1 protein-coding gene is annotated in these 13,400 nt (G+C 74.9%); it reads right to left on the reverse strand.

What is annotated here, in order from left to right:
• Positions 1-2 precede the first annotated feature (2 nt).
• Positions 3-13,400, reverse strand: a 13,398-nt coding sequence (locus ACZ5NH_RS43470) for an SDR family NAD(P)-dependent oxidoreductase (RefSeq protein WP_468783764.1), incomplete at its 5' end; no start/stop codon positions are given.

Consider the following 13,400-nt stretch of genomic DNA (forward strand, 5'->3'; position numbering starts at 1 on the left):
GGTCAGGAAAGGCCGAGCTCGTCGTCGAGCAGGTCGAAGATCTCGTCCGCGGTGGCGGAGTCGATGTCGCCGCTTCGGGTGCCGTCGGTTGCACTGTGCGTGTCGTTCCACTTGGACAGGAGCTCTCGCAGGCGGGCGTCGATGCCGGGTCGTTCGACGTCGTCGGGGCGGACCGCGGAGAGGATCGCCTCGAGCCTGTCGAGTTCGGCGTGCACGCCGTGGGCGGCCGGGGCGGCGCCGTCGCCCAGCTCTGCGCTGAGGTGACCGGCCAGCGCCGTGGGGGTCGGATAGTCGAAGATCAGCGTGACGGGCAGGCGGATGCCGGCGGCCGCGCCGAGTCGGTTGCGCAGGTCGACGGCGGTGAGCGAGTCGAAGCCCAGGTCGAGGAAGCCGCGGCCCGGGTCGACCGCGTCCGGCCCGGCGTGGCCGAGCACGGCGGCGACCTGGGTGCGTACCACGTCGAGCAGCAGGCGTTCGCGGTCGGTGCCCGTCAGTCCGGCCAGGCGCTGCTCCAGGGAGGCCGCCGTGGGTGCGCCGGCCGTGCCCGGCCCGGCGGCGGCGCGCGCCGCCGGGGTGCGGACGAGTCCGCGCAGCAGCGGGGACAGGGTGCCGGCGGCGGCCTGGGCGCGCAGTCCGGCGGCGTCGGTGCGCATCGGCACGAGCAGCGGGTCCGGGCGCGTGCCGGCCGCGTCGAACAGGGCGAGGCCCTCGGCCACGGCCAGTGGCGCGACGCCGGCGCGAGCCATCCTGGTCAGGTCGGCCTCCGTCAGGGCGCCCGCCATGCCGTCGTCGGTGGCCCACACGCCCCAGGCGAGCGAGGTGGCCGGCAGGCCCTGGGCCGCACGGTGCTGGGCGAGCGCGTCGAGGAAGGTGTTCGCCGCCGCGTAGTTGCCCTGCCCGGCGGCGCCGAACAGGCCGGCGACGGAGGAGAAGAGGACGAACGCGGTCAGGTCCAGGTCGCGGGTGAGTTCGTGCAGGTTCCATGCCGCGTCGGTCTTGGGACGCAGTACCCGGTCGATGCGGTCCTCGGTGAGGGAGTCGAGGACCCCGTCGTCGAGGACACCGGCGGTGTGGACCACCGCGGTCAGCGGGTGTTCCCCCGGTATCGCCGCGAGCAGCCCGGCCAGCGCCTCCCGGTCCGCGGCGTCGCACGCGGCCCACGTGACGCGGGCGCCCGACGCCGCCAGTTCGGAGGTGAGTTCCGCGGCGCCTTCGGTGGCCTCGCCGCGACGGCTGGCCAGCAGCAGGTGTCGTACGCCGCGTTCAGCCACCAGGTGGCGGGCGACCAGCCGGCCGAGGGTGCCGGCCCCGGTGATGAGGACGGTGCCGGACGGGTCGAGTTCGGCGGCGGCGGTCTCCGCGGTCACCGCGGCGCGGGCCAGGCGGCAGGCGTGTGCGGTGCCGGAGCGCAGGGCGAGTTGGGGTTCGCCCGAGGCCAGGGCGGCGGCCAGCATCCGGCGTGAGGCGTCGGTGCCGTCGGTGTCGAGCAGCGTGAACCGGCCGGGGTTCTCCGACTGCGCGGCGCGGACCAGACCCCAGACCGGTGCGTGGACGAGGTCGGTCACGTCCTCCGTGGGCCGGGTCCCGGTCGCACCGGTGGTGACGAACACCAGGTGTGCCCGGCCGAGGCGGGCGTCGGCCAGCCAGGTCTGAACCGTCCGCAGGGCCTCGCGGGTGGCGGCCCTTGCGGCCTCGGCGGTGCCGCCGGTCCCGTTCCCGTCGCCGGCGGGCAGCGGGACGAGCACCACATCGGGTACGTCGTCGGCGGCGGCGAGCGCGGGCAGATCGGGGTAGTGGACGAGTCGTTCGCCGCAGAGGGTGTCCGCGTCCTCGGGGCGGCCCAGCACGACCCAGCGTTCGCCGGCCGGAACGCCCTCGGCCGGCACCGGTACCGGGGTCCACTCGACCCGGAACAGCGAGTCGTGGCCGGCGCCGCGGGACGCGGCGAGCTGTCCGGCGTTCACGGGGCGCAGGATCAGCTCGTCGACGGAGGCGACCGGGAGTCCGGTCGCGTCGGCGACCTGCAGCGCGACACCGCCGGAGGGGCCCGGGGCGAGACGCACCCGCAGCCAGTCGGCGCCGGCGGCGTGCAGCCGGACACCGGTCCAGGCGAACGGCAGGCGGGGGCCGCCCACGGTGCCGTCCTGGTCCGGGAGGAGTCCGCCCAGTCCGATGCCGTGCAGGGCGGAGTCGAGCAGTGCCGGGTGCAGCCCGAAGGCGGTCGCGTCGGTCCCGGGGCCGTCGGGCGGCCCGATCTCGGCGAACAGGTCGTCGCCGCGCCGCCATACGGCTCGCAGGCCCTGGAAGACGGGGCCGTAGCCGAGTCCGGACGCGGCGGCGGCCTCGTACAGGCCGTCGGTGCGGACCTCGACGGCGCCCTCGGGCGGCCAGACGGCCAGGTCGAACGGTTCCGGCGCGGGCGCGGTGGCCAGCAGGCCGGCCGCGTGCCGCAACCACGGCTGTGCGTCGGCCGCGTCCTCGGGGCGGGAGTGCACGGCGAGGGTGCGCCGGCCCGAGTCGTCCGCCGGTCCGACGGTCAGACGCAGGTGGAGTCCGCCGTGGTCGGGCAGGACCAGGGGTGTTTCGAGGGTGAGTTCCTCGACGGTGTCGCAGCCGCTCTGTGCGGCGGCGCGCAGCGCGAGTTCGACGAAGGCCGTGCCGGGCAGCAGCACGGTGTCCATGACGGTGTGGTCGGCGAGCCACTGCTGGGTCTGCAGGGACAGTCTGCCGGTGAGGACGAGGCCGCCGGACTCGGGCAGTTCGACCGTCGCGCCCAGCAGGGGGTGGTCCGCCGCGTCGAGGCCGGCCGCCATCACGTCCTCGGCGGAGAAACCGACGTCGAGCCAGTAGCGCTGCCGCTGGAAGGGGTAGGTCGGCAGCTCGACGCCGCGCGCGCCGGTGGCCGCGAAGAACGCCGTCCAGTCCACCGCCGTGCCGCGCACGTGCAGCCCGGCGAGCGCCGTCGTCACCGACTCGGCTTCCGTCCGGCCGCCGCGCAGCAGGGGCAGGAACGCGCCGTCGGTGACGCTCTCCTGTGCCAGCGCGGAGAGCACCGCGTCGGGTCCGAGCTCCACGTAGGTGGTGACGCCCTGCTCCTCGAGCGCGCGTACGCCGTCGGCGAAGCGGACGGTGTCGCGCACGTGCCGCACCCAGAAGTCGGGCAGCGTCACGTCCGTCTCGGTCAGGGGGGCACCGGTGAGGCAGGAGACGACCGGGATGCGCGGCGCGTGGCAGGTGAGGCCCTCGGCGACCTTCCTGAAGTCGGCCAGCATGCCGTCCATGTGCGGGGAGTGGAAGGCGTGGCTGACGGTCAGCCGGCGCGTCTTGCGTCCCCGCACCGCGAAGGCGGCCGCGATGTCCAGTACCGCGTCCTCGTCGCCGGAAACCACCACGGACTGCGGTCCGTTGACCGCCGCGACGGCGACACCGTCGGGAAGGGTGATCTCCTCCTGCGTGGCCTGGATCGCCACCATCGCGCCACGCTCCGGAAGGTCCCGCATCAGCCGGCCGCGGGCGGCCACCAGGGTGCAGGCGTCCGCGAGCGACAGCACACCGGCACAGTGCGCGGCGGCCAGCTCGCCGACGGAATGACCGCACAGCACGTCGGGACGTACACCCCACGCCTCGACCAGCCGGAACAGCGCGACCTCGAGGGCGAACAGGGCGGGCTGGGTGTAGTCGGTACGGTCCAGCAGTTCGCCGTCCGCCGCGAAGAGCACGTCCTTGAGCGGTTCGTCCAGGTGGCGGTCGAACTCGGCGCAGACCGCGTCCAGGGCCTGCGCGAACTCCGGGTACGCGGCGTACAGTTCGCGGCCCATGCCGGCACGCTGGCTGCCCTGCCCGGTGAAGAGGAAGGCGGTCGTGCCGTCCGTGGCCGTGCCGCGCAGCGCCGTACCCGGCGCCTCGCCGCGCGCCAGCGCCTCCAGGCCGCGCAGCGCCTGGTCGCGGTCGGCGGCGAGCAGGGCCGCCCGGTCGTCGAGGGCGGCACGGGTCGTGGCCAGGGAGAAGCCGAGGTCGGTGAGGCTGCCGTCGGGGTGGGCGAGCAGGTGGGAGCGCAGCCCGTGCGCCTGGGCCTGCAGGGCGTCCGTGCCCCGTGCGGACAGCAGCAGCGGGACGACCGGCAACCCGGTGTCCGGCGCGGTGCCCGGCGGCTCCGTGGTGGCGGGAGCCTGCTCGAGGATGACGTGGGCGTTGGTGCCGCTGATCCCGAAGGACGACACGCCCGCCCGGCGCGGTCCGGACCCGGCCGGCCAGGCGCGGCCCTCGGTGAGCAGTTCCACCGAGCCCGCCGCCCAGTCGACGTGCGGGGTCGGCTCGTCCACGTTCAGGGTCGGCGGCAGCATGCCGTGCCGCATCGCCAGCACCATCTTGATGATGCCCGCGACGCCTGCGGCGGCCTGGGTGTGGCCGATGTTCGACTTGATCGACCCCAGCCACAGCGGGCGGTCCGCGGGCCGTCCCTGGCCGTAGGTCGCGATGACCGCCTGCGCCTCGATCGGGTCGCCCAGCGTCGTTCCGGTGCCGTGGGCCTCGACCACGTCGACCTGCGAGGAGGAGACGCGCGCGTTGGCGAGGGCCTGGCGGATGACCCGCTGCTGCGAGGGGCCGTTGGGGGCGGTCAGGCCGTTGCTCGCACCGTCCTGGTTGACGGCGCTGCCGGCGACGAGCGCCAGCACCCGGTGGCCGTTGCGGCGGGCGTCGGAGAGCCGCTCCAGGAGCAGCATGCCGGCGCCCTCGCCCCAGCCCGTGCCGTCGGCGGCGGCCGCGAAGGACTTGCAGCGGCCGTCGGCGGCGAGCCCCCGCTGCCGGCTGAACTCGATGAACGTGCCCGGTGTGAACATCACGGTGACACCGCCGGCCAGGGCCAGCGAGCACTCCCCGTTGCGCAGCGCCTGCGCGGCCAGGTGCAGGGCCACCAGGGACGAGGAACAAGCCGTGTCGACGGTGACCGCCGGCCCTTCCAGGCCGAAGGTGTAGGCCACGCGGCCCGACACCACGCTGCTGGAGCTGCCGGTGCCCAGATAGCCCTCCACCTCGTCGGGGACGGCGTGCAGCCGGGCTCCGTAGTCGTGGTACATCACGCCGGCGAACACCCCGGTCCTGCTGCCGCGCAGGGACAGCGGGTCGATCCCGGCCCGCTCGAAGGCCTCCCAGGAGGTCTCCAGCAGCAGCCGCTGCTGCGGGTCCATGGCCAGCGCCTCGCGCGGGTTGATCCCGAAGAACGCCGGGTCGAACTCCGCGGCGTCGTGGAGGAACCCGCCTTCCCGGGCGTACGAGGTGCCCTGGTGGTCCGGGTCCGGGTGGTAGAGCGCGTCGAGGTCCCAGCCGCGGTCGGCTGGGAACGCCGAGACGCCGTCAGCGCCCGCGGCGAGCAGCCCCCACAGGTCCTCGGGGGTGCGCACACCGCCCGGATAGCGGCAGCTCATCGCGACGATGGCGACGGGCTCGTCGTGGCCCGCCGCGGCAACGGGCGCCGGGACGACGGCGGAGCTCGCGGTGCCGGTCAGCTCGGAGCGCAGATGGCGGGCGAGCACGGTCGGATCGGGGTAGTCGAAGATCAGCGTGGCGGGCAGGCGCAGCCCGGTCGCCGCGTTCAGCCGGTTGCGCAGCTCGACCGCGGTGAGCGAGTCGAAGCCGAGCTCCTTGAAGGCCCGGCCCGACTCGACGGCCTCCGGGCCCGCGTGGCCGAGTACGGCGGCCACCTGGGCGCGGACCAGGGCGAGCAGCGTCCGGTCCTGCTCTTCGGCTGGGCGCCCGGAAAGCCGCTCGGCCAGGGCCTCTTCGGCACCGGCGGCGGCCGCCTCGGCCACCCGGCGCACGGGGGTGCGGACCAGGCCGCGCAGCAGCGGCGCCAGGGTGCCGGTGGCCGCCTGGGCGCGCAGGGCAGCGGGGTCCACCCGCATCGGCACCAGGGCCGGCTCGCCGAGCGTCCGGGCGGTGTCGAACAGCGCCAGCCCGTCCTCGACGGTCAGCGGCGGCAGGCCCGCACGCCGCATCCGGGCGACGTCGGTCTCGTCCAGGCCGCCGGCCATGCCGTCCGCGACCGCCCACAGGCCCCAGGCCAGCGAGGTGGCGGGCAGTCCCTGGTCCGCGCGGTGCCGGGCGAGTGCGTCGAGGAAGGCGTTGGCCGCCGCGTAGTTGCCCTGGCCCGGGCCGCCGAAGACGCCGGACGACGACGAGAACAGAACGAAGGCGGACAGGTCGAGGTCGCGGGTCAACTCGTGCAGATGCAGCGCCGCATACGCCTTCGGACGCAGCACCTCCTCCAACCGCTGCCCGGTCAGGGACCCGATGACGCCGTCGTCGAGCACACCGGCGGCGTGCACGACGGCGGTCAGCGGATGCTCGGCGGGCACGGCGGCGAGCACCGCCTCGAGTGCCTCGCGGTCCGCGACGTCGCAGGCGGCCCAGGTGACCTGCGCACCGAGCGCGCCGAGTTCGGCGGTGAGTTCCGCCGCTCCCTCGGCCGCGTCGCCGCGCCGGCCGACCAGCAGCAGCCTCCGTACGCTCGCCTCGGCCACCAGGTGACGGGCGATCAGCCGTCCCAGGGCTCCGGTGGCGCCGGTGATCAGCACGGTGCCCGCGGGGTCGTACGGCCGCGTCTGCGGCTCGGCCCCGACGGCGGCCCGGGCCAGCCGCAGCGCCCGTACGGTGCCCCGGCGGACCGCCAGTTGCGGCTCACCGCACTCCAGCGCCGCCGGCAGGGTCTGCCACGAGCCGTCTTCGTCGTCCGTGTCGAGCAGGACGAACCGGTCCGGGTTCTCGGTCTGCGCGGAGCGGATCAGACCCCACAGCGCGGCGTGCGCCGGGTCGTCCACCGTCTCGCCGGGCTCGGCGGCCACCGTCCCACGTGTGACGAAGACGAGCCGGGACGCGGCGAACCGCTCGTCCGCGAGCCACGCCTGGGCGGCGTCGAGGGCCGCGACCGCGGCCCGGCGCACCCCGTCCTCGGTCGGGTCGCCGGCCGGCGAGCAGGGCAGCAGGACCACGTCCGGGACCTGGGCGCCGGCGTCCACGGCGGCCGTCAGCGCGGCCAGGTCCGGGTACGCGTCGGCGCGGAGTCCGCCCGGCACTCGTCCGGCCGCCTCGCCGTCCGGGCCGAGCACCGCCCACCGTCCGGCGGTGTCGCCCGCGGTCGTCGGCGCGGCGGGCAGCGGGGTCCACTCGTGCCGGAACAGCGCCTCGTGGTAGGTGCCGCGGGCCTGGCGGAGCGCATCGTCCGAGACCGGACGGAGCCCGAGTGCCTCGACGGCGGCGACGGGCGCGCCGGTCACGTCGGCGATCTCCAGCCGGACCGCCTCGGCGCCCGCCGCGACGAGCCGGACGCGGACCGCGGCGGCGCCGCCGGCGTGCAGCGACACTCCCGTCCATGCGAACGGCAGCCTGCCCCGTCCGTCGGAGGCGCCCAGTCCGTCGAGTCCGATGGCGTGCAGGGCGGAGTCGAGCAGCGCGGGGTGCAGGCCGAACCGGCCCGCCTCCGCCTCGGCGTCGCCCGCCAGACTCACCTCGGCGAAGAGCTCGCCGTCCCGCCGCCAGACCCTGCGCAGCCCCTGGAAGGCGGGCCCGTAGGCGAAGCCGATGGCGCCGAGCTGCTCGTAGCGGCCCTCGACGTCCACCTCGGTGGCACCGGCGGGCGGCCAGACAGCCAGGTCGAAGGAGGCCGCCGGCCGGCCGCCCGAAGCCAGTACACCGCCGGCGTGCCGGGTCCACGGCTCCTCGGCGGGCGCGTCCTCGGTCCGTGAGTGCAGGGTGAGCGGCCGGCGCCCCGCGCTGTCGGCCGCGCCGACCACCAGCCGCAGCTGAAGCCCGCCGTGTTCCGGCAGGATCAGCGGCGCCTCCAGCGTCAGCTCCTCCAGGTAGTCGCAGCCGGCCTGGTCGCCCGCGTGCAGCGCCAGCTCCAGGAAGGCGGTGCCGGGCAGCAGGACCGAACCGCCGACCGCGTGGTCCGCGAGCCACGGGTGGCTGTGCAGCGACAGCCGCCCGGTGAGCAGCAGCCCGTCCGAGTCGGGCAGCTCCGCGCAGGCACCCAGCAGGGGATGTCCCGTCTCCTCCAGTCCGATGGCGGCGACGTCACCCGCCAGGTAGGCGGGCAACTGGGGCCAGTAGCGCTGGTGCTGGAAGGCGTAGGTGGGCAGGTCGACGCGTCGGGCGCCGGTGCCGGCGTAGTAGGCCTGCCAGTCCACCGCGATGCCCCGGGTGTGGGCGTGCGCGAGGGCCGTGGTCAGGGTTTCCGGCTCCGGACGACCCGCGCGGAGCACCGGAACGAACGCATGGTCCTCGCCGGTGACGCAGTCCTGCGCCATCGCAGAGAGCACACCGTCCGGGCCGAGCTCGACGAACGTGGTGACGTTCTGGGCTTCCAGGGCGCGGATGCCGTCGTGGAAACGGACCGCCTCACGGACATGGCGGACCCAGAAGCCGGGGCTGGTGATCTCCTCCGCGGTTGCGAGAGCGCCGGTGAGGTTGGAGACCAGCGGGATACGCGGGGCCTCGTACGACAAGCCCTCGGCGACCTGACGGAAGGCCTCCAGCATGCCGTCCATGTGCGGGGAGTGGAACGCATGGCTGACCGTCAGGCGCTTCGTCTTGCGCCCCTGCTCCTCAAAGGAAGCGGCAATGTCCAGTACGGCGTCCTCGTCACCCGCGACAACCACCGAAGCGGGGCCGTTGACCGCGGCAATGCTCACCCGGTCGGTCAGGTACGGGGTGACCTCGTCCTCGGTCGCCTGCACCGCCACCATCGCACCACCGGACGGCAGCTCCTGCATCAAACGGCCACGCGCCGCGACCAGGGTGCAGGCGTCCTCCAGAGACAGCACACCCGCGCAATGGGCGGCAGCGATCTCACCGATCGAGTGACCGGAGACGAAGTCCGGCCTGATACCCCACGATTCGAGGAGACGGAACAGCGCCACCTCCACCGCGAACAACGCGGGCTGCGTGTACGCCGTCCGGTCGAGCAGCTCGGTGCCGTCGCCGAACATGACGTCCAGGAGCGGCCGTTGCAGGTCCCGGTCGAGGTAGGCGCAGGCGCCGTCCAGTGCCTCCGCGAAGACCGGGTACGCCTCGTACAGCTCCCGGCCCATGCCCGGGCGCTGGCTGCCCTGCCCGGTGAACAGGAACGCCGGCTTCCCGGCGACGGGGGTGCCCTCGACCAGTGCGGCAGTGGCCTGTCCCTGGGCCACGGTCTCCAGCTCCGCCAGGAGCCCGTCGCGGTCAGCGGTGATCAGTGCGGCGCGGCGCTCGAAGTGGGAGCGTCCGGTGGCGAGCGAGAACGCCACGTCCGCGAGGTCGAGCGAGGGGTGGCGGGACAGGTGGGAGCGCAGGCCTCGGGCCTGGTCGCGCAGGCCGTCCGCGGTCTTCGCGGAGAGCAGCAGCGGGGCCGCCGCGGCCGGTCGTACCGCGCTCTCGTCCGCGGCGGCCTCGGGGGCCTGTTCGAGGATGGTGTGCGCGTTGGTGCCGCTGATGCCGAACGAGGAGATACCGGCCCGCCGGGGACGGCCCTCGACCGGCGTCCACTCCTGGGAGTCCGTGAGGAGGGCGACCGCGCCGCTCGCCCAGTCGACGTGCGGGGTCGGCTCGTCCACGTGCAGGGTCGGCGGCAGGACGCCGTGCCGCATCGCCATGACCATCTTGATGATCCCGGCCACGCCGGCCGCGGCCTGGGTGTGGCCCAGGTTGGACTTGACGGAGCCCAGCCACAACGGCCGTCCGTCCGGGCGCTCCTGCCCATAGGTGGCGAGCAGCGCCTGCGCCTCGATCGGGTCGCCGAGCGTCGTACCCGTACCGTGCGCCTCAACCGCGTCGACGTCGGCGGCGGACAGCCCGGCACTCGCCAGCGCCTGCCGGATGACGCGCTGCTGGGAGGGGCCGTTGGGCGCGGTCAGGCCGTTGCTGGCGCCGTCCTGGTTGATGGCGCTGCCGCGGACCAGGGCGAGGACGGGGTGGCCGTTGCGGCGGGCGTCGGACAGCCGCTCGACGAGCAGCACGCCCACGCCCTCGCCCCAGCCGGTGCCGTCCGCGGCCGCGGCGAACGCCTTGATGCGTCCGTCGGCGGCCAGGCCGCGCTGCCGGCTGAAGTCGACGAACGACGCGGGAGTGGACATCACCGTGACACCGCCGGCCAGCGCCATGGTGCACTCCCCGGCGCGCAGCGCCTGGATCGCCCAGTGCAGCGCGACGAGCGAGGAGGAGCATGCAGTGTCGACGGTGACCGCGGGGCCTTCGAGGCCGAGGACGTAGGAGACGCGGCCGGACAGGACGCTGGCGGCGTTGCCGGTGCCGAGGAAGCCCTCGACGCCCTCAGGGGCGGCCAGCATCAGGGACAGGTAATCCTGCCCGTTGGTGCCGGCGAAGACGCCGACGCGCTCTCGGCGCAGCGTCGTCGGGTCGATCCCGGCCCGCTCGAACGCCTCCCAGGACGTCTCCAGCAGCAGCCGCTGCTGCGGGTCCATCGCCAGCGCCTCACGCGGCGAGATACCGAAGAACGCCGGGTCGAACTCGGCGGCGCCGGCGAGGAATCCGCCGTCGCGTACGTAGGTGGTGTTCTCGCCCCGGCCCTCCGGGTCGTGGAGGGCGTCGACGTCCCAGCCGCGGTCGGCCGGGAAGCCGGTGATCGCGTCCTGCCCGGCCGCCAGCAGTTCCCACAGGTCTTCGGGGGCGCGCACTCCGCCGGGGAAGCGGCAGCTCATCGCCACGATGGCGATGGGGTCGTCGGCGTCGTCGGCGAAGGTGCGGCGGACCGGTCCCGTGGTGTCCGGGGCAGGCGCGCCGAGCAGGGCGCCGCGCAGGAAGTCGGCCAGGGCGAGCGCGTTGGGGTGGTCGAACACGAGGGTCGCGGGCAGCCGCAGCCCGGTGAGCGACCCCAGCAGGTTGCGGATCTCGACGGCGGTCAGCGAGTCGAAGCCGAGGTCGCGGAAGGCGCGTCCGGGCTCGACGGCTTCCGGCCCGGGGTGGTTGAGGACGGCCGCGACCTGGGTGCGGACGAAGTCCAGGACGAGCCGCTCCCGTTCGCCTTCCGGTGCGTCCGTGAGGCGGCGCCGGAAGGACGACGGGTCACCCGAGGCGCCGTCGGTGCCGGCGACACCTTCCAGGGCGCGCCGTGCCTCGGGCAGCCCGGTGATGAACGGGTTGGGGCGCACGGCGGTGAGTCCGGGTGCGAGCCGCGCCCAGTCGATGTCGGCGACGAGCGAGAACGTCTCGTCGAGCGCGAGCGCCTTGTCCAGTGCGGTGAGTGCCAGCTCGGGGTCCATCGGTGCCAGCCCGGCCTGGCGGAGCCGCTGGGACACCACCTGGTCGGTGGCCATGCCGGCCTCGGCCCAGGCGCCCCAGGCGAGCACGGTGGCGGGCAGGCCCTGGGCCCTGCGGTGTTCCGCCAGCGCGTCGAGGCAGGCGTTGGCCGCGGCGTAGTTGCCCTGGCCGGCACCGCCGAAGGTGCCCGCGAACGAGGAGAAGAGCACGAACGCGGACAGGTCGAGGTCGCGGGTCAGCTCGTGCAGCACCGTCGCGGCGGCCGACTTGGGCCGCAGCACGGTGGCGAGCCGCTGCGGGCTCTGGCCGTCCAGCACTCCGTCGTCGAGCACACCTGCGGCGTGTACGACGGCGGTCAGCGGGTGCCGCTCGGGAACCGTGGCCAGCAGCCGTGCCAGGGCGGCGCGGTCGGCGACGTCGCAGGCCGCGACGGTCACCTCGGCACCCAGCGCGGTGAGTTCGGCACGCAGTTCGGCGGCACCGGGAGCGTCCGCGCCGCGGCGGCCGACCAGCAACAGGTGTGCGGCGCCGTCGCGGGCCAGCCGGCGGGCGACCCGGGCGCCGAGCGCGCCGGTCCCGCCGGTGATCAGGGTGGTTCCGGTGCGGGGCCAGGGGTGCGCCGTCGTGTCGGCCGGATCCGTCTGCCCGGCGCGGGCGAGGCGGCGTACGAAGATGCCCTGAGAGCGTACGGCGAGCTGGTCCTCGTCGCCGAAGCCGCCCGGGTTCGCCGGGGTGCCCATGCCACCGAGGATGTCGGCGAGCCGGGCGAGCGCGCGCTCGTCGGGCGTCTCCGGCAGGTCGATCAGTCCGCCCCACCGCTCCGGGTACTCCTGGGCGGCCGACCGGCCCAGCCCCCACACGTGTGCCTGGCCCGGGCTGCGCAGCAGGTCGGAGCGGCCCACGCTGACCGCTGTCCGGGTGACGCACCACAGCGGCCCCTCGACGCCCGCGTCGCCGAGGGCCTGTACGAGCGCGGTGGTCGCCGCCAGGCCCGCCGGCACCGCCTCGTGGGCGGCGTGCGGCCGCTCGTCGAGAGCGAGCAGGGACAGCACGCCGCTGACGTCCGCGGTGCCGCCGTCGAGTGCGGCGCGGATCCGCTCGGCGACCACCGAACGGTCGTCGGCCGCGGTGTCGAGCGCGCAATGCCGTACGGTCACACCGCTGTCGGCGAGCATGCGTCCGGCCGCGCTCACCCAGGCGTCGTCGGCGAGCCCGGCGGCCGTGACCAGCAGCCAGGTGCCGGTCAGCGGCCGGTGCACGGTCTGTGTCAAGGGCTGCCAGGTCACGCGGTAGCGCCAGCTGTCGACCGTGTTGCGGTCGCGGTTGCGCCGGTGCCAGGCGGACAGCACGGGCAGGACGTCGCTGAGCGGCTGGCCGGCGTCGACCCCGAGGGTTTGCGTGAGCGCCGCGAGGTCCTCGCTGTCCACGACCTCCCAGAACCGCGCGGTCACCGCGTCGAGGGCCTCGGCGGAGAGGGCCTCCGGCTGGGAGAACGGGTCACGTGGCCAGTACACCTGACGCCGGAAGGCATACGTGGGCAGGTCGACGCGCCGGGCACCGGTGCCGGAGAAGAAGGCCTCCCAGTCGACCGCGACACCGCGGGCGTGCAGCCGTGCGGTGGCGGTCGCCAGCGCCTGCGGCTCGGGGCGGTCCTTGCGCAGGGTGGGGGCGAAGGCGGCGCCCTCGCGCGTCACGCAGTCCTGTGCCATGGCGGTCAGCACACCGCCCGGCCCGAGCTCCAGGTAGACGGTGACGTCCTGCTCCTCCAGGTACCGCACGCCGTCGAGGAAGCGGACCGCCTCGCGCACGTGCCGCACCCAGAACTCCGGCGAGCACACCTCGTCGCGGGCCACGATCCAGCCCGTGAGGTTGGAGACGAGCGGAATGACCGGGGGATGGAACGTGACACGCTCCGCGACCTCGCGGAACGCCTCCAGCATGCCGTCCATGTGCGGCGAGTGGAACGCATGGCTGACCGTCAGGCGCTTCGTCTTGCGGCCCTGCTCCTCGAAGCGGGCGGCGATCTCCAGTACGGCGTCCTCGTCACCGGCGACCACCACGGAGGCGGGGCCGTTGACCGCCGCGATGCTCACGGCGTCGGTCAGGTACGGGGTGACCTCGTCCTCGGTCGCCTGCACCGCCACCATCGC

This window comes from Streptomyces sp. NPDC031426, assembly GCF_055581585.1.